The sequence below is a fragment of the Desulfoconvexum algidum genome (assembly GCF_055382125.1).
Genome location: NZ_AP042394.1, coordinates 2,780,674 through 2,798,446 on the forward strand (window position 1 = coordinate 2,780,674; position 17,773 = coordinate 2,798,446).

The 17,773-nt window shown below is 44.4% G+C and carries 16 protein-coding genes; 1 reads left to right on the forward strand and 15 read right to left on the reverse strand.

Annotated features, from left to right (window positions below):
• The first annotated feature begins 199 nt into the window (after positions 1–199).
• Positions 200–514: a hypothetical protein gene (locus ACZ45G_RS12795; RefSeq protein ID WP_464178657.1), complete on the forward strand. Its 315-nt coding sequence runs from the start codon at positions 200–202 to the stop codon at positions 512–514.
• Here ACZ45G_RS12795 and aroC read toward each other — a convergent pair.
• The 15 genes from aroC to lysS form a co-directional block, all read right to left on the reverse strand.
• Positions 504–1,577 (reverse strand): chorismate synthase, encoded by a 1,074-nt coding sequence (gene aroC, locus ACZ45G_RS12800; protein WP_464178659.1) that lies wholly within the window; start codon positions 1,575–1,577, stop codon positions 504–506. The two genes, ACZ45G_RS12795 and aroC, sit on opposite strands and share 11 nt — an antisense overlap.
• Positions 1,567–2,100 (reverse strand): shikimate kinase, encoded by a 534-nt coding sequence (locus ACZ45G_RS12805; protein ID WP_464178661.1) that lies wholly within the window; start codon positions 2,098–2,100, stop codon positions 1,567–1,569. Before ACZ45G_RS12805 ends, aroC begins: the two co-directional genes overlap by 11 nt.
• A 24-nt stretch (positions 2,101–2,124) precedes the next feature.
• On the reverse strand, positions 2,125–3,465 hold the full coding sequence (gene aroA / locus ACZ45G_RS12810) for a 3-phosphoshikimate 1-carboxyvinyltransferase (RefSeq protein ID WP_464178663.1): 1,341 nt from the start codon (positions 3,463–3,465) through the stop codon (positions 2,125–2,127).
• Positions 3,466–3,508: 43 nt separating this feature from the next.
• Entirely contained in the window at positions 3,509–4,318 is an 810-nt protein-coding gene (locus ACZ45G_RS12815; RefSeq protein ID WP_464178665.1) for a shikimate dehydrogenase, read from the reverse strand.
• Between the two features lie 4 nt (positions 4,319–4,322).
• Positions 4,323–5,435 (reverse strand): prephenate dehydratase, encoded by a 1,113-nt coding sequence (gene pheA, locus ACZ45G_RS12820; protein ID WP_464178667.1) that lies wholly within the window; start codon positions 5,433–5,435, stop codon positions 4,323–4,325.
• A 301-nt stretch (positions 5,436–5,736) separates the two neighbouring features.
• Positions 5,737–6,972 carry a hemolysin family protein gene (locus ACZ45G_RS12825; RefSeq protein WP_464178669.1) on the reverse strand — a complete coding sequence of 412 codons (1,236 nt, stop codon included), beginning with the start codon at positions 6,970–6,972 and terminating at the stop codon, positions 5,737–5,739.
• Between the two features lie 84 nt (positions 6,973–7,056).
• A complete protein-coding gene (locus ACZ45G_RS12830; protein ID WP_464178671.1) occupies positions 7,057–8,295 on the reverse strand; it encodes a lipid-A-disaccharide synthase in 1,239 nt (412 codons plus the stop codon).
• Positions 8,292–9,110 carry an LpxI family protein gene (locus tag ACZ45G_RS12835; RefSeq protein ID WP_464178673.1) on the reverse strand — a complete coding sequence of 273 codons (819 nt, stop codon included), beginning with the start codon at positions 9,108–9,110 and terminating at the stop codon, positions 8,292–8,294. The genes ACZ45G_RS12830 and ACZ45G_RS12835 overlap by 4 nt, the downstream gene beginning before the upstream one ends.
• Before the next feature lie 4 nt (positions 9,111–9,114).
• Positions 9,115–9,885, reverse strand: coding sequence for an acyl-ACP--UDP-N-acetylglucosamine O-acyltransferase (lpxA, locus tag ACZ45G_RS12840; RefSeq protein ID WP_464178674.1), 771 nt, complete (start codon positions 9,883–9,885; stop codon positions 9,115–9,117).
• A 3-nt stretch (positions 9,886–9,888) separates the two neighbouring features.
• Positions 9,889–10,935 (reverse strand): UDP-3-O-(3-hydroxymyristoyl)glucosamine N-acyltransferase, encoded by a 1,047-nt coding sequence (gene lpxD, locus ACZ45G_RS12845; RefSeq protein WP_464178676.1) that lies wholly within the window; start codon positions 10,933–10,935, stop codon positions 9,889–9,891.
• A gap of 17 nt (positions 10,936–10,952) precedes the next feature.
• Positions 10,953–11,486 (reverse strand): OmpH/Skp family outer membrane protein, encoded by a 534-nt coding sequence (locus ACZ45G_RS12850; protein WP_464178678.1) that lies wholly within the window; start codon positions 11,484–11,486, stop codon positions 10,953–10,955.
• Positions 11,487–11,523: 37 nt separating this feature from the next.
• Complete coding sequence (gene bamA, locus ACZ45G_RS12855) at positions 11,524–14,205, reverse strand: outer membrane protein assembly factor BamA (RefSeq protein WP_464178680.1); 2,682 nt, start codon at positions 14,203–14,205, stop codon at positions 11,524–11,526.
• A gap of 44 nt (positions 14,206–14,249) precedes the next feature.
• Positions 14,250–14,936, reverse strand: a complete 687-nt coding sequence (locus ACZ45G_RS12860; RefSeq protein ID WP_464178683.1) for an ABC transporter ATP-binding protein — start codon at positions 14,934–14,936, stop codon at positions 14,250–14,252.
• Positions 14,929–16,200, reverse strand: a complete 1,272-nt coding sequence (locus ACZ45G_RS12865; protein WP_464178685.1) for a lipoprotein-releasing ABC transporter permease subunit — start codon at positions 16,198–16,200, stop codon at positions 14,929–14,931. The genes ACZ45G_RS12860 and ACZ45G_RS12865 overlap by 8 nt, the downstream gene beginning before the upstream one ends.
• 6 nt (positions 16,201–16,206) lie before the next feature.
• On the reverse strand, positions 16,207–17,685 hold the full coding sequence (gene lysS, locus ACZ45G_RS12870) for a lysine--tRNA ligase (RefSeq protein ID WP_464178687.1): 1,479 nt from the start codon (positions 17,683–17,685) through the stop codon (positions 16,207–16,209).
• Positions 17,686–17,773 lie beyond the last annotated feature (88 nt).

A 17,773-nucleotide genomic window follows, 5' to 3' on the forward strand; every position in this document is an offset into this window, starting at 1 on the left:
AGCATCCCAAAAAAAAATATCCCATAAACCCAGTTGCGGCAATTGATTCAGCAGTATCTTTAAGGGGGCAAATTCATTGGATAAGGCTATGAATCCTCAATGTTTTTAGGCGGGTTTCCTTGACTAAACATAAGGATTTCAATATTCTTGAGGTGTTGTTTTTATTTTCATGGATAAAACCTGTTTCAAAGGAGACATTATGTACGAAATTATTGCAAACCCTGAAGACTATCAAATTGATCAGCTCGTAAACGGAACCGGAAATGCAAGCATAGAACTATCCCGGGAAGAACGGAATAACTGGGCAGGTGAAATCATTAATTTTAGTGAAAAACTTAACGAGTTTGCCAATAAATCCAAGGAACTTGCCAAGCTTTTTTCATCAAATGATAAAATCTCTGCAACACCGGCATCCCTGAAAACCCTTAAAGTTCAGCTTTTTGTGATCAATGATTCATTGAACTCAGCCCTTGCCATAGCTGATAAACTGGAATCAGATATCGTCAAAAAATAAGGTCATTTTTTTGTCCCAGGGCTTTTTGCCTTAAAATATGGTCTGTGAGAACCAGCGCCAGCATGGATTCACAGACCATATTTATTCTGGGAATGGCACAAATGTCATGACGTCCCTTGGTGGAAATAATCGTGGGAACGCCTTTATCCGTCAAGGTGTTCTGGGGTTTTGATATGGAAGGGATGGGTTTTACATGAACCCGAACAACAATCTCATCTCCATTGGAAATACCCGCCAGTATCCCCCCACAATGATTGCTGGCAAATCCTTTGAGGGTTAACGAATCATTGTTCTCAAAGCCGGTCATTTCAGGGGCCCCAATACCCGCACCGATTTCAACCGCTTTAACAGCGCCAATGCTCATCATTGCCTTGGCAATATCGGCATCCAGCTTGTCAAAAACCGGATCCCCGATACCCGCCGGAACGTTTACAGCCTTTATTTCAACAATGCCGCCAAGGGAATCTCCCTGGCTTTTGACTAGTTCTATTCTTTTTTCCATCCTTTGGGCAGCTTCCATGTCCGGGCATTTAAAGGGATTTTTTTCAATGGCATCTGCATCAAAAATAGCCGCATTGATACCTCCCAGCCCAATGGTGTAGCTTTGAATCTTAATTTGATAGGGATCGAGAACAAGCCTTGCAACCGCACCGGCTGCCACCCTTGCCGCTGTTTCCCGGGCAGATGCCCGTCCGCCCCCCCTGTAATCCCGGATACCAAATTTTTGATGGTAGGTATAATCCCCATGGCCGGGACGGAAGATCGATGCAATATCGGTATAAGATCTGGATTTGGCATCCTTGTTTTCAATCATGATCATTATGGGAGTGCCCGTGGTTTTTCCCTCAAATGTTCCCGAAAGAATAAGGGGGACATCGGGTTCCTTTCGCTTGGTGGAGGCAGGTCCCTGTCCGGGTTTTCTTTTGTCCAGTGATGCCTGGATCATGGCTTGACTGATGGGAAGTCCGGGAGGACACCCCTGAATTACGACCCCAATGGCAGGGCCGTGGGATTCTCCAAAGGTGGTGATCTGGAATGCTTTGCCAAGACTGCTACCGGACATGGGCTAGTCTCCTTTTGATAATGGATGCTGCTTGGGTGGGTGAATGGGTGCTTGTATCGATTTGTATCTGGCCCAATTCCCGGTACAAAGGCGTGCGAAAATCTAAAATCTTTTGGGTCTCCCGGGATAAGGATTCCTCTGTGAACCTGGGTCTGGACTCATAATTTTTGACATCGGCAACCAGTCGCGCAACGATGGTGGCGCTATCTGCATACAGCCAGGCACAAATTCCGTGGGTTTGAATGAACCTGCGATTTTCTGGATCCAATATTACCCCCCCGCCTGTTGCGATGACACTATTGGAAAGATTAGCAGTCTCCAAAAGGACCTGCCTTTCTTTGAGCCTGAAATAATCCCATCCCTTTTGGTTGACCATCTGTTCTATGGTGGTCTGAAACGTTTCTTCAATAATCTTGTCTGTATCAAAAAAAGAGACACCCATAAGAGCTGCCAGCAGCTTTCCCGTGGTACTTTTTCCGGTGCACCGGTATCCGACAAGGTATAGGGGCTTTATGGTTTTCATTGGTTAGGGGTCCTATACACAAAATTATAAGGTTTCAAAGATGTTCCAAAATCCTGGGAATGATTTTTCAACACAGGCTGGATTTTCTATTTCCATGCCCTCCACAACGAGCCCGGCAACGGAAAAGGCCATGGCGATTCTATGGTCGTTAAAGGTTTCAATGAAAGCCCCCTTTGGCGTTCCGCCGGTAATTTCAAGCCAGTCGTCACCCTGGGTGACCCCTATTCCCATTTTTATTAATTGGGAAGCGACAACCGCAATGCGATCACATTCTTTTACCCGCAAATGGCCAATGTTTGAGATCCGGGTTGTTCCCTTTGCAAAGGCTGCCACCACTGCTATGGCAGGAACAGCGTCGGGTGTGTCGGACATGTCCACGTCTATGCCTTTGAGGGAGCCTCCCTTGACTGCCACACTATTTTTTTCAATATTAAGGGAACAGCCCATGTGTTCAAGGATGTGAATCTGTTTTAAATCCCCCTGGAGCGAATTTTCCTGGATATTATCCACCCCGATTTCTTTGCCGGTGACAGCCCCTGCAGCCCAGAAATATCCGGCATTGGAAAGGTCGGGCTCCACCACATACTCACCCGGAACATAAACTTGATTTCCCGGAACCTGATATTCAAGGTCACTGATTCGATTCACCTTAACATTAAATTGGTTCATCACATCAATGGTTAAATCAATATAGGGAACTGAAACCGGCAAGCCGGGTAGGAAAATGGTCAGGCCCTTTTCCATCAATGCCCCCATCATGAGCAAAGAAGATAAATACTGGCTGCTCTTGGAACAATCAATGGTGGTGATGCCGCCTCGTCTGCCAAGCCCTTGGATGGCGACGGGGGGAGTTCCCCCTGGATGGATGGATTTTGCCTCCACCTCAAGCGCGTTGAGTGCATCCAGCAATTCAATCATGGGCCGCTCACACATCCTTTTATCCCCGGTCAGGGTGTACCGGGTCTGTCCAAGGGCTGCAATCCCCGCTAAAAGGCGCATGGAGGTACCTGAGTTGCCTAAGAATATGGGGGCTTCGTGGGGAGTGGGCCGACCATTAAATCCTTGTACCGCAACAAGGCCGGGTTCCAATTCTTTGATGCCTGCCCCCATGGCACAAAGAGCCGTTGCTGTCAGGGAAAGGTCCTGACTTTCCAACAAGTTTCTAATTTTTGAAGACCCCTTTGAAAGGGCCGCACAGATCAGCATTCTATGGGAAATGCTCTTAGATCCAGGCACCTGAACTATTTGATTCGTGATCTGTCTGGATTTTATCTGTTTGGATTGTACTTGTTTGGATTGTACTTGTTTGGATTGTACTTGTTTGGATTGTACTTGTTTGGATTTTATTGGGTCGGTTAATTCCATTGGGGTTAATTCCTTGGGGTCTTTTGTTAAAAGGTTTTTGCCTTTAGCCTTGATTCTTTAACACAGCATCTCTCATGATCTTTGTATCTGGTTTGAGCCCGGTCCACAACTCAAACTGGGCCGCTGCCTGGGCCACAAACATGGACAGCCCGTCAATTATGGTGCACCCTTTTCCCCTGGCAATGGACAGCAATCTTGTGTTCAAAGGGGTATAGACAACATCCATCACCACCATGCCCGGGATCAGGTTGCTGGCTGGAAAGGGTAGGTCATTCACCTGAAGGGGATACATACCGCAACTTGTGGTGTTGATCACAACATCTGCGGCAATGGTGTCCATCTGGTCCTGGCAGATGAATCGTCCCTTGACTTCAGCCGCCAGGGCAGCGCCTTTCTCTGCCGAACGGTTGACGATAATAATGTGTCCCCCCTGTTTTGCAATCCCATGGGCCACGGCTTTGCCCGCTCCCCCTGCCCCGATGATACATACGGTTTTGCCTTGTATCCCATGGGAGATTAAGGGGGCAAGCGCCGCATCACAGTCTGTGTTATATCCCACAAGGCGCCCGGCCTTGTTTACCACTGTATTCACGGCCCCTATGTCCAGGGCCAGGGGATCTACCTCGTCCAGATAGTGTATAATGGTTTCCTTAAAGGGAATGGTAACAGAAGCACCTTTTATCCCAAGGGTTCGCATGGACATGATGGCACTTTCAATATCAGGGGGCTCAAATGCCAGATACACGGCATCAATTTTATTATTTTTAAAACTGATGTTATGCACCAGGGGGCTTTGGGAGTGGGATACGGGACTTCCCAGTACGCAATAAAGATTTGTGGCTGCAGAGATCATATTCTTAGAGGTCCTCTTTGACATATACAGGATAGGAGCCCAGCACTTTCAGGGTAAGGGAGAATGCCCTTATCTGTTCAATGGTTTTTGCCACATGGCTGTCTTCAACATGACCTTCAATATCAAGGAAGAAATAATAGCTCCAGTTCTGATCCCGGGTGGGCCTGGATTCGAGTTTGAGCATGTTGAGCCCGGCCTTGTTAACGGGTTCAAGGGCTTTAAACAGGGCGCCGGGAACATGGGAAGTGGCAAACATGATAGAGGTCTTGTCTTTCCCTGTTTTTTCAGGCGATTGTTTGCCCAGAATCAAAAACCGAGTGACATTCCCGGAATAGTCTTCGATTTTTGATTCCACTGGCAGTAATTCATAAAAATGGGCAGCCTTCGGGCTGGCAATGGCAGCCACCTCAATGTTCTTGGATGCCATGAGAGCGGCTTTGGAGGTGGAACTGGTTTCCAAAACTTCCACCAGGGGAAATTTTTTTTTCAACCATCCTTTGCATTGGGCTATGGCCTGGGGATGGGAGTAAATGGTTTTCACATCACGCGCTTCCCCTGTTATGGACAATAAGGCATGGGAAACCGGCTCATAGTGTTCGGCACAGATGGTCAGGTTAAAATCGGTAAACAGATCCAGGGTGTGATTTACAGCCCCCTCAATGGAGTTTTCAACGGGTACCACCCCAAAATGACTTTCATTTTTTTCAACCTCCCTGAAGATATCAAACAGGCCGGGCTGTTCAATAAATTTGCCGGAATGCTTGAAATGGTTCAAGCTTGCAATATGGGTATAGCTGGCCTTTGGTCCAAGATAGGAAATGGTTTTGGGTTTTTGAATTTCCCGGGTGGCGGTGATGATCACGTTAAATATATATTGCAATAGATCTCGGTTGGCGGGTCCTTTATTCATTTTCCAGATCTTTTCAATGACCTTTCTTTCCCGGGACCGATCCAGAACCTGGCTTCCTTTTTCTTTTTTAACGGCACCCACTTGTTTTCCAATGGACAGCCGCTGGTTGATCAGGTCCAAAATCTGGGAATCAATTTGGTCTATCTCATCTCTGAGGGGTGCAAGGGCTTTTTCCTGGGGATCATGTTTTGGGGGATTTTTTTCCATGGGGGTCGTCATCCTTTTGTAATAAACCTTGGTACACTATTAAAGTTGGTGCAAAATAAAAAACCGCACCAGGTCTTGCCTGCTGCGGTTTTTAAAGCGTGTTCAATTATTATTGTAAATGATCAGCTCACCACAGACAGGTTAAATACCTAAAAAAGAAAAAATATCTGTGTGCAATTGTCATTTTAGTTCTCGGCTCCAATTAAAATTCAATAAAGTCGTAAAAATCTATACTTCGGTTTTCATTCTGTCAAGGATTTTTATGGGGCATCCATCTAATATTATAAATAATGCGACGGGGTTATTCATTATTTATAATAAATGTTTGAATCCTGTTGCCGTCCATATCCTTGACTGTGATGGTCCACTTATCTATTTCTATGGACTCACCGGGTGTGGGAATTCTCTCAATCTCTTCAAGGAAAAAACCGGAGAAGGTGTCATAATTACTTGACTCGGGGATGGATATCCCTATTTCCTTGTTAAGGTCATCAATGTCAATCTTGCCGGACACCAGCCATTTGTTTCCTTTGAGTTTAACAATATCGGGTACCATGTGGTCAGTTTCATCAACAATCTCTCCAATAATCTCTTCGACCACGTCTTCCAGGGTCACGATTCCCGCGACCCCGCCATGCTCGTCCACCACCACGGCCATGTGACTTTTTTTCACCTTGAAGTCCTTGAGCAGGGAATCGAGTTTTTTTGACTCCGGTATAAAATAGGGAACTTTCATGATTTTTTTAATATCCAGGGAGGCAGTGGCATTTTCTTTTGAAAGCCTCTGAAAACTTGCAAACAGATCTTTGAGGTGGAGGATACCGATGATATTGTCAATATAGTCTTCGATGACCGGTATTCTTGAAAACCCTGATTTCAAGGTTTCCTGGATATCAAACTCATCGGATGCATCAATAACAAACATGTCGGCTCTGGGAGTCATAATTTCCGAGCAGGAGGTGTCATCAAATTCAAAGATATTGGAAATATACTCTTTTTCCTCTTCCTTTATCTCCCCTTCTTCTTCCACCACTTCCACCATGGTCATGAGTTCATCTTCAGTGACAGCGTCCTGACCATTGTCGTTGGCCCCATGGAGCCTGGGGATAAAATTTAAGGCAAAGATTAAAGGCCAAAATAATTTGGAGAGCCAATACAAGGGAAAAATTACCCCCCTTGCTACCAGGATATTGTTGTGATTAGCAAAGGATTTGGGGAAAATTTCTCCGAATATCAGAATCAAAAGGGTCATAATGCCCGTGGCAATTCCAACCGCATTGGATTTGAACTGGGAAATAGCCAGGGCAGTAGCAAGAGCGGATGCACCGATATTTACCAAATTATTCCCGATGAGAATGGTAGTCAACAGGGTATGGGAGTCAGCTTTCATCTCCAGGATGAGTTGACCGGTCCTTGAACCATCTTTGGCAATATGCAGGGCCTTAACTTTTGAGATGGAAAAAAGAGCCGTCTCCGATGATGAAAAAAAACCCGACAGAAAAAGGCATATAACCAGTAGCGTTATTTCAAACGTCATTACAATTCCTCAAATTATTCACCCGATTGTCCTTCCTATGGGTGATATTACTCTAATAATTTTTTAGTGTGTTTGTCAAATTTCTTATTTAACCAGATCAAGGGCAATTCGGGCCGCTCTTTTTGAAGCACCCGGTGCACCGAGAAGTTTTCTCACCACTAAAAGTTGATTTTCATGGTCCCCCAGGTTTTTCAACATAAAAAATGCCCTTTGACTTATTTTTTCGGGGGTGGCATCGTTTTGAAGCAGTTCCGGCATCACTTCCTTGCCTGCGATCAAATTGGCAAGACCCGCATATTTAACCTTCACCAAAAGTTTGGCAATTTTGTGACTTATGGGAGACATTTTATAAATAATAATAGTCGGCAGGCAACAGAGCGCAGCTTCAAGGGTGACGGTACCAGACGCTGCAATCAACAGGTCAGATCTTTTGAAAATTTCCATGGGTCTGCCCTGAACAACCTCAAACAGCCCGGTGTGATGATAGGGGGATAAAATTTTATCTATTAGTTCTGAATGGAGGCTGGAAGCTGCTGAAATTAAAAATCGAGACTTCTTTTTTTTGTCGTTTATTTTTAAGGCGGCTTTGAGCATAATATCCAGCAGGTTTGTGATTTCCGCTCGCCTGGATCCCGGGAGCAATCCTATCACCGGTCCCTTGGGTTCCTTTTGGTCAAGGCACGCGCTTCCTGATTTTATAAGACCAGATTCCATGAGGTCAGACCCTATAAGAGAGGACGGCCCCATCAAAAAAGATCTGGAGAATGGTTTGGCCAGATGTTCGGGATAATCGTCCATCAAGGGGTTGCCTACATAGGTTGAAGGGATCTTTGCTTTTTTATACAATTTTTCTTCAAAGGGAAAAATCAGTGCTGCATGGTCTACGTATAATTTTATTTGCTTGAGTCTTGATTCTTTCCAGGCCCAGACCTTGGGGGTAATATAATAAAATATGGGAATATTAAATTTTTGTTTTGCATATTGGGCTGCCCTGAGGTTGAACCCGGGATAGTCAATGAGAATAATAAGGTCTGGCGGATGGGTTCTTAATCTATATTTAAAGGTATCAAAGGCCTGTTTGATATGTTTAAACTGGAAGATAACCTCTGTGAGCCCCATGGCAGACAAGCGTTCAATGGGAAAAAAAACATCCACCTGTGAAGCTTCCATGCAGGGTCCGCCAATGCCGCAAATATCCAAACAAGGGTCAATCCTTTGCATGGCCCTGATGAGAGCTCCTGCATGGAAATCTCCCGAGGGTTCTCCTGTCAGCACCATTATGCGGCGTTGTTTACCAGATAGGGCAATGGAATATTTTTTCATGGAATATCTTCATCTGTCAATGCAATAATTGAGATACCATGGTGATCGGCAAGCCGGATCATTTCTTCTCTATCAAAGGCAATGGATAAATTTGCCTCAAGGACCAGTACGGTAGCCCCTGATTCCACCATTGTCTGGATGGTGGCACACCCCGAGGAGGGTAAATCGAACCTCAGGTCCTGACCTGGTTTGGAAAGTTTAACAACCACGGCACCAGAGCCTGCGGCAAGACCGGCTCCCCTTTTAATGGTGGCATCTGTGCCGTCAATGGCTTCAACAGCCAGAATGGTTCCATTGCTGATCACAATGCATTGGCCGATATCCAGTTTCCCGATTTCCTTGGCAAGTTTCCATCCCTGGTAAATATCTTTTTTCTCGGCTTTATCCGGTTTTCGTTTTGTCCAGCACCCCTTTGTACTGAGCAGTTCTGGCAAAAGAAAGGTGGAGGGTTTGATGTGAATGCCTTCCTTTAATAAAAGATTGGCAAAGGAAGTAAGGAGGGTGTCATCATGGGTTCGGCTTGTTCTGGCAATGAAGGCCAGGGCCTTTAAATCCGGACGGATATCCTTGAAGATATTGGTTTTCGAAATGGTGCCCAGCATGACTGCCTGGGCGATACCATGGCTTTTAAAATAGTTGCAAAGCTTTGATACCTGACCCAGATAAAGCCATTTAAAATGGGTTACCTGGTCGGCTAAATCCTTGTCTGTTTCTGAATTAAATCCTACTGCCACCACATCATATCCCTTTTGGATGGCGCGTTGTGTAAAAAGCAAAGGAAACTGACCGCCACCGGCAATGAGTCCTATTTTCATTTTTTTACCTGGTGACCCCCCGGTTAGATTCAATGATAAAATTCATGAAAGTTTTTACTTCAGGAATGAGTTCTACCTCAGCTTTTACCCGTTCCGATGCCTGTTTTACGGTCAGGCCGATTCTAAAAAAGATTCTATAGGCTTTTTTTAATTGCTGGAGGGTTGATTTTTCAAAGTTATGTCGTTTTAGCCCAACATTGTTAAGACCATGGAGTGAGGCCCGGTCCCCTGCGGCAATGACGTAGGGGGGAATATCTTTTACCACGGCGGATTTGCCGCCAATATAGGCATAGTTACCAATATGGACAAATTGGTGGATGGCCACAAGGCCACCTATGGTGGCATAATCACCGATTTCGATGTGTCCTGCAAGGGTCGAGTTGTTGGCCAGAATCACCCCTTTTCCGGTTTTACAGTCATGGGCAATATGGGTATAGGCCATTAAATAGTTTTCTTCCCCCACTTCGGTGATACCGCCGCCAAATTCAGTTCCCTTATTTATGGTGACAAATTCTCTTATGATGGACCCTCTGCCAATCTTCAGATCGGTTTTTTCCCCGTGAAATTTCAAATCCTGGGGGGCTCCTCCAATGGAGGCATATTGAAAAATCTGACAGTCCGATCCTATGGTGACATCTTCTTCAATGGTGGTATAGGGGCCGATGGTGGTACCGGTACCGATATAAACATTGGCTTTAACAATGGCAAAAGGACCAATGGTAACATTGGTATCAATATGGGCCGATGAATCAATAATTGCACTTGGGTGGATCACGAGTTACTCCTGTTCTGATTTATTTTCCAGGTTTTTTAATCTTTTTTCAAAGGAAAACAATTTTTTTCTAATTTCCGGTAACCTAGGAATAATGTTTACAACTTTAAGCCATGTTTTATGGGCCATGTGGGGTATACCCGACACGATCTGGTTTGCAGGAACATCTTTTGAGACCCCGGCATAGGGACCCACAATTACAGAATCTCCTATTGTCAGATGACCGGAAATTCCAGCTTTTCCGGCAATAATGACATTTTTTCCAATGTGGGTGCTTCCGGCAATTCCTACCTGGGCCACCACCAGGGTGTTGTCACCTATTTTAACATTATGGGCGATGTGGACTAAATTATCTGTTTTAACGCCATTGCCAAGGAGAGTGACCCCTAGGGTCCCTCTGTCTATGGTGTTACAGGCACCGATTTCCACATGGTTGCCGATTTTTACATGGCCTGTATGGATCAATTTTTCATGGGTTCCTGCATTCTGGGCAAACCCAAAGCCGTCGGATCCGATGACGGATCCTGGATGAATAATCCCATGGTGGCCGATAACCGACCCCTCCATCAGGGTCACATTGGGTTTGATCACGGTGTGATCCCCTAATGAGCACCCATCGGCAATGGTGACATTGGCCATGATATGGACATGATTCCCAATTGTCACCTTGTCCCCCACCACCACATTGGCCTCTATCCGGGTACCTTGGCCTAAAGTTAAATTATTACCGATAATGGCAGATAAATGAATATGGGGTACAAGGGGTTTTTCAGGATAAAAGGATTCCACTACCTTGAAAAAAGATAATTTAGGATTCCCGGTTTTTAAAAGGACACAGGGCAAAATCCCAGGATCCAGAGAAAATGAATCCGGTACGATGACCGCTCCTGCACGGGTCTGATCGATTCGGGATAGATAGAGTGGATCACAGGCAAAGGTCAAATCATGGGGACCGGCATCATCAAATGATGACACCCCCCTGATTTCAAACCCGGGATCTCCTGTCACCCTGGCCGGAATAATTTTTATAATGTCACTGATACTAAATTTCATTGGAGCTATTTTATTACCTATTCTTTTTTTGCTGCCTTGGCATTGTATTTTGTAATTAAGGCATCAGTAATATCAACCTTGGACGGCATGTAGATGACGCCGGCAGTCTTTCGTTCAATGATCAATAAAAAGCCTTCTTTTTTGCCCATTTCATTGGCAATTTGAAAGACATCTTTTTGCATCTTGTTGATGAGTTCAATTTCAATCCGTCTTAACTCTTTTGTATAATCTTCCTGCATTTTTTTAAAGTCATTGACCCGGATTCGAAATTCCCGTTCCTTTTCTCTTTTTTTCTCCGGGCTTAAAACAAGGGCTTCCCTTTCAAACGCTTTGGATATGGCATCCAGGGAATCTTTTTCTTTTTTTAGCTTGCCTTGGAATTCTTCCCCTTTTGTCCTCAGGTCTTTCTGGGTCAGTTTTCCAGCACTGGATTCCTTGAGAACCCGTTCAAAATTAACCACCCCGATTTTAGCCACATCTGCGGCAAATACAAAAGGTGTAAGTCCGGCAAAAAAGGCCAGTGTTATGATTGCAATTAAAATTCGTTTCATGCTTACCTCCAAATTTGTTTCGTGTTTATCAAACTGATTAGAAAAATGCGCCTATTGAAAAATCAAATTGTCCATCCCCTGTTTCTTTTCTGAAGTTTCCGCCTGCAGAGCCGTCTATGACGATTCCATAGGCCAACCGAATGGGTCCCATGGGAGAATTCCAGCGAAGTTCAAAGCCGGCAGTGGAATATTGGTCAAGAAGATCAATGTTCTGACTGGATCCATATACATCCCCCCTATCATAAAAGAGAACCCCTGCCACCCCCATATCTTCCTCAATGGGAAAAATCAGTTCAAAATTAAACTGGACCATTTTTTCCCCCCCCTGTTCAATAGTACTCCCATCGGAAGTATTATTTATATCGTATTGAGAAAATCCCCTGATGGAATTAATGCCGCCCAGGTAGAACCGTTCCCAGTCAATGTCCGGGTTGCCGTCGGTCCTGTCGTCTAAATACCCGAATTTGGCGTGGGCAGCCCCTGTAAATTTCCAGAAAAGCGGCCAAAACAATCCCGACTCCAATTGGTATTTGGTAAAATCGATCTCACCGCCTACAAATTCACCAGCATACTGGATGGAAAATTTATGGAGGGCCCCTTGGGTTGGCAAGAAATAGTGATTCCGTGAATCATAGGTGATATAGGGTTTGATACTGGAGGTTAAATAGTTCCCCTCTGTTACACTTGTATAGTCTGAATCAATATCAGAAATATCAAAATTTTCAATATTATATTCGATGCCAATGGCCGTGTAATCCCAAAACTGCCGGAAGCCTGCCCTAAGGGTAAGCCCCAGAGCGTCCTTGTCATAGTAGTCGTATTCTTTTTCCCATTTGTACAGGTCGAATCCCGCAGATATGGGCATATCAAGGAACCAAGGCTCGGTGAAGCCTATGTTGTAAAGGGCTGTTTCAGAGGAGATTTTTGCCATGAGTTTGAGGTTCTGGCCTTTACCGAACAGATTTCGCTCTTCCACGGAAACTTGTCCGTAGGGGCCATCATCACTGCTGAACCCCCCCCCAAAGGAAAAGTTACCCGTGGCCTTTTCCTCCACCTTGACTTCCAGGTTCCGCTGGTTGGGCTTATCGGTCATCACCGGTTTGATATCAACATTCTGGAAATATTCTTTTACCCCCAGATTCCGGTTGCTTCTTTGGATGCCGGCCATGCTGAAACGCCCCTGCTCCTGGACCGCCATTTCCCGGCGAATAACCTTGTCCCGGGTTTTTGAATTGCCTGTAATATTAATTCGGTTAAAATATACCAGCTCTCCCTTGGCAATTTTAAATGAAATATTAACCGTATTGTTTTTTTCATCTTTATTAATTAAAGGCGCCACGTTCACATTGGCATACCCCTTGTTTGAATACAAATCGGTCAGGGCCAGCAAATCTTTTCGGATGAGTTCCCGGTTATAAAGATCTGATTGAGTTGATACCATCCTCCCAATCAAGGCTTCTTTGGTGGTGAGAATATCCCCTGTTATGTCAATGGTTCCTATTTTATACTGATTGCCTTCATCTATTTTAAAGCTTATGTCAATACTCTTTTCAGTCAGGGAGATTTGGGCATCAGAGACTTTTACATCGATAAATCCATTGTTTTTATACAAGGATTCAATGCGGATGACATCATTGTCCAGTTCGGTTTCTTTTAGATCTCCAGATGAGGTGATAATGGACCAAAAGCCTCGTTCCTGGGTTTGCATCACGTCTTTTATATCATCGTCATCAAAATGCTGGTTCCCGTCAAAAGAGATGGATTCAATTTTGATTTTCTTGCCCTCGTCAATGGTAAAGACAATATCAGCCTGGTCATTTTTGAGTGATTTTATTTCATATTTTATCGTACAGTTATGATAATTTTTTTCTGTGTAAAGCCGTTTTATTTTTTCCACATCATTGTTTATTTTGTAGATATTTAGGATGGAGCCAGTGGTGGTGGCCACCACCTCAAATAATTCTTCATCCTTATACACATCATTATCTTTAAATTTGATATTTCGAACACTTGGTTTTTCTGTTACCTGAAAAACGATCTCAACCCCTCGATCCAATTTTTTCTTCTCAACTATTACATTGTCGAAAAACCCCATTTTATAAATAAGGGAAAGGTCCTTGGACAGGGTATCAGGATTTAAAATTTCTCCAGGGATAGAGGTCACCACCCGTGAAATAGCGTCTGCTTCAACTCGCTTATTTCCCTTAACGGAAATACTGGAGATGATTTTTTTCTGGTAAAGCTCTCCTGTGATTTCTTTTCCCAATTCTGTTGCCGCTGAATAAAGGGTTTCAATGCCTTGGGCCTGGGAAAAAAAGGTTACGGGAGGTTGATTTTCATAAATATTGCGCATTTGGCCGTCAACACTAAGCCGCTGCCCAGCCATAAAAATAGTCCCGGTTATAATTCTATCAACACCGAGTTTGATGCCTTCTTGCCGAAATTGTGAATAGGTCCATGCTTCCTTGTCAGAAAAGTCCTGAACAAAGACAACTTTGGTACCGTCTTTTTCAAGTTTTTCCTTGAGCATTGACCCTAGGGTTTCACTTATCTTTTTATTTGCTGGGTCCTCGGCCTGGGTTTTGCTTTGGCTGACTTGAACCGGAAAAGGGAAAATAGCCACAGAAATCTGTTGTTCGGCTGATAAATTACTGATCAGGAATAGGTAAATAATACATGTCGATATTAAGGCTTGTTTCATCATTTTATTTTTCACCATTTTATTTGTTCCAGAGGCTTTTTAAAAAGGGATTTCTTTTAAATTCATACCGAAACGATTTCTCCTCTTTGGAGGGTAACCGTTCTTTCCATCATTTTGGCAAAGTTGTTGTTATGGGTAACGACAATAACCGTCATGTTAAGCTCTTTATTAAGATCACTTAACAAGGAATGGACACTGTCAGAGTTTTTTTGATCCAAATTTCCCGTGGGTTCGTCGGCAAGGAGCAACGCAGGTTCCATGATAAGCGCCCTTGCGATGGCCACCCGTTGTTGTTCCCCTCCGGAAAGATCCTCAACCCGTTGGGTGCGCTGGGAATCAAGCCCGACGCGTTCGAGCAATTTTGCCGCCTGGCGTTCAATGAATTTTTTATCCACCCTGGCAATCAATCCGGGGATAATAACATTTTCCATGGCGGTAAATCCCTGGAGCAGATAATGAAACTGGAATACAAATCCAATCTGTGCGTTCCGGAATCGGGCCAATCGTTCATCATTAAGGGCAAAAAGGTCCTGGCCCCGATATAAAAGCCTGCCGGTTTCCGGTTTATCAAGGGTGCCGATAATATTGAGCAGGGTTGATTTTCCAATACCCGAAGGCCCTACCACAGCAATGGTCTCACCTCGATAAATCTGGAAATTGGTTTCCTTGAGAATTTCGAGTGTGGCAGTTTTGCTGGCAAACTGCTTGCTGATGCCTTCAAGGCTGATTAAAGGATCACCCTTATCCATAGCGAATGGCCTCGACCGGATCCATTTTGGATGCCTTATAGGAGGGATACAAGGTGGAGAGAAAGCAGATAAGAATAGCAGAACCTGAAATAATCAACACATCCATGGTCTCCAATTGTACCGGCAAGGTTGAAAATGGATAGGCATCGGGAAGCTGGATAAAATCGTATTTTTTTAACAAAAAGCAGACAATCACCCCGAAAAGGGTTCCAAGAAACGTCCCAAAAATACCAATGATCATTCCCTCGATGATAAAAATACGCCGGATAATCCTATGGGTGGCTCCCATTGCCTTGAGCACGGCAATATCTTTTGATTTTTCCATGACCATCATGATCAATGCGCTGGCAATATTAAAGGCTGCCACCAGTATGATCAGTGTTAAAATAATGAACATGGCGGTTTTTTCAAGTTTTAAAGCAGAGAAAAGACTTTGGTTGATATCCATCCAGTCCCGAACATAAAAAGGATATTCAATAAAATTAAAATATTCTTCGCGTATCTGCTTCACCTTGAAAACATCATCCACCCAGATGCCGATGGCAGAAATTTTATCCTTGGAAGAGACAAGTTGCTGTGCCTGGCTCAGGTGAACATAGGCCAGCATACTGTCATATTCGGACATGCCGGATTCAAAAGTTCCCTTCACAATAAAGCGTTTCATGGACGGGATCTGACCTATGGGGGATATGAAACTTTTGGGGGACATCAAGATAACTGTGTCTCCTTTAATCACCCCCACGGAGTTTGCCAGTTCTTTTCCCAGAATAATGCCTGGCAGGGTCAAGGCTTTAGCCGCTATTTTAGCCGCTGGAATAGTGTTAGTTTCAAGACCTGTTTTAGGATGGGAACCCAGTGCCTCTTCAAGCTGAACCGGGGTAAACCCCTTGATCAGAGGAGATCCGTTTTCCGGGGTGATCCCCCTCACCATGACACCGGAAAAAGAATGGGATGTGCGTATCATGGCCTGACCAAAAAGAATGGGAGATACCTCTTTGATATGGGGATTATCCCTAAGAGAAGCCACCAAAGGTCCATAGTTGTCATAACTGCCTTTGTAATTCATTACCAGAATATGGGGCTCAAGACCCAGGATTTGTTTTCTAAATTGGTTTTCAGCTCCGCTCATAACCGCTATGACCACTACAAGTGCCATTACGCCAACCACGACGCCGGCAACGGCAAGAAAGGTAATAAGAGAAATAAAGCCCTCTTTTCTTTTGGCCCTCAGGTATTTTCCCGCTATGAAAAATTCAACAGCCATCTAATTTTAAGAATTCTGTTTCATATGGGGGAAAAGAATCACTTCTCTGATGGAGGCTGAATCGGTTAACAGCATTACCAGACGGTCAATACCGATACCTTCACCAGCGGTTGGCGGCATGCCGTATTCAAGGGCCTCAACATATTCTGAATCCATCATATGGGCTTCAGGATTTCCTTCATCCCGCTGACGGGCCTGCATCATGAACCTTTCATATTGGTCCTGGGGATCATTAATTTCAGAAAACCCATTGGCAATTTCCCGTCCGGCAATAAAGAGTTCAAATCGGTCGGTCAGTTCAGGATTGGTATCGGATTTTCTGGAAAGAGGGGATACTTCAACGGGATATCCCGTGATAAATGTGGGCTGGATCAGTTTGGGTTCAACCAGGGTATCAAAAAGTTTGGTAAGAATTTTTCCATGACGGTCTTTTTTTGTCATGGGGATCTTTTGTTCCTCTGCAAATTTTAAAAGGGCCTGGGTATCATTGAGGATGGCCGGATCGATTCCGCCAATGGCTGAAAGGGATTCAATCATGGGAATTCGTTTCCATCCCTTTGAAAAATCAAGGGTCTCTCCCTGATAATTAATTTGGGATGTTGTGTGAATCTGATTCACAATGGATTCGAACATCTCTTCGGTGAGATCCATGAGATCTTCATAGTTGGCATAGGCCTGGTAAAATTCCACCATGGTAAATTCAGGATTATGTCGGGTGGAAACCCCTTCATTCCGAAAATTTCGATTGATTTCAAATACTTTTTCAAACCCGCCAACCACCAGGCGTTTCAGATAAAGTTCCGGTGCGATTCTCAAAAATAGCTCCATCCCCAGAGCATTGTGCCAGGTCTTAAAGGGCGTCGCTTCTGCACCCCCGGCCAGGGGCTGCATCATGGGGGTTTCCACCTCCATGAATTCTCTATCTTCAAAAAATTTGCGCATGGCCGCCACAATCTGGCTTCTTTTCAGGAAAATATCCCGGGAGCCTTCATTCATGAGCAGATCCAGGTAGCGCTGGCGGTATCTTTTTTCAGGATCCTTTATGCCATGGAATTTTTCAGGAAGGGGCCGAACCGCCTTAGACAAGAGACGGAATTTTGTTGCAAGCAGCGTCCATTCTCCGGTTCGTGTCTGGAACAAAGGCCCTGTAACGCCTATAAAGTCACCGATATCCAATTTTTTAAACATGGCATAGGTTTCGTCACCCACCCTGTCTTTCTGAATATAGGCCTGCATTTGGTCAGACCCGTCCTTGAACCGAACAAAGGATGATTTTCCCATTTTATTAATGGCCATCATTCTGCCGGCCAGGGAGAATTGTCTGCCTTCCTCGCCCAGGGTTTCCGGTTCTTCAAGGACAACTTTTTTTACCCCGGACACAGAATCAGAGGGCTTAAAATCATTGGGATAAAGGGAAACACCGCTTTCCCTTAATTCATTTATCTTTTCTTTTCGAACTTGCAACAGCTTGCTTATTTTATCCATAACCTCAATGCTTTTATTTGATTGCGTTTATTCAATTATTTATGTTTAGTCGGGTTCAAACTCTTTTTCAATGACCCGATATTAAATT

Excerpts from the sequence above, each read along its gene's own strand:
- ACZ45G_RS12825 (WP_464178669.1), bottom strand. The coding sequence starts at position 6,972 with ATGACGTTTGAAATAACGCTACTGGTTATATGCCTTTTTCTGTCGGGT.
- ACZ45G_RS12795 (WP_464178657.1), top strand. The coding sequence starts at position 200 with ATGTACGAAATTATTGCAAACCCTGAAGACTATCAAATTGATCAGCTC.
- ACZ45G_RS12860 (WP_464178683.1), bottom strand. The coding sequence starts at position 14,936 with ATGGATAAGGGTGATCCTTTAATCAGCCTTGAAGGCATCAGCAAGCAG.
- ACZ45G_RS12815 (WP_464178665.1), bottom strand. The coding sequence starts at position 4,318 with ATGATCTCTGCAGCCACAAATCTTTATTGCGTACTGGGAAGTCCCGTA.
- ACZ45G_RS12865 (WP_464178685.1), bottom strand. The coding sequence starts at position 16,200 with ATGGCTGTTGAATTTTTCATAGCGGGAAAATACCTGAGGGCCAAAAGA.
- ACZ45G_RS12850 (WP_464178678.1), bottom strand. The coding sequence starts at position 11,486 with ATGAAACGAATTTTAATTGCAATCATAACACTGGCCTTTTTTGCCGGA.
- pheA (WP_464178667.1), bottom strand. The coding sequence starts at position 5,435 with ATGGAAAAAAATCCCCCAAAACATGATCCCCAGGAAAAAGCCCTTGCA.
- aroC (WP_464178659.1), bottom strand. The coding sequence starts at position 1,577 with ATGTCCGGTAGCAGTCTTGGCAAAGCATTCCAGATCACCACCTTTGGA.
- ACZ45G_RS12835 (WP_464178673.1), bottom strand. The coding sequence starts at position 9,110 with ATGAAAATAGGACTCATTGCCGGTGGCGGTCAGTTTCCTTTGCTTTTT.
- aroA (WP_464178663.1), bottom strand. The coding sequence starts at position 3,465 with ATGGAATTAACCGACCCAATAAAATCCAAACAAGTACAATCCAAACAA.
- ACZ45G_RS12830 (WP_464178671.1), bottom strand. The coding sequence starts at position 8,295 with ATGAAAAAATATTCCATTGCCCTATCTGGTAAACAACGCCGCATAATG.
- lysS (WP_464178687.1), bottom strand. The coding sequence starts at position 17,685 with ATGGATAAAATAAGCAAGCTGTTGCAAGTTCGAAAAGAAAAGATAAAT.
- ACZ45G_RS12805 (WP_464178661.1), bottom strand. The coding sequence starts at position 2,100 with ATGAAAACCATAAAGCCCCTATACCTTGTCGGATACCGGTGCACCGGA.
- lpxD (WP_464178676.1), bottom strand. The coding sequence starts at position 10,935 with ATGAAATTTAGTATCAGTGACATTATAAAAATTATTCCGGCCAGGGTG.
- bamA (WP_464178680.1), bottom strand. The coding sequence starts at position 14,205 with ATGGTGAAAAATAAAATGATGAAACAAGCCTTAATATCGACATGTATT.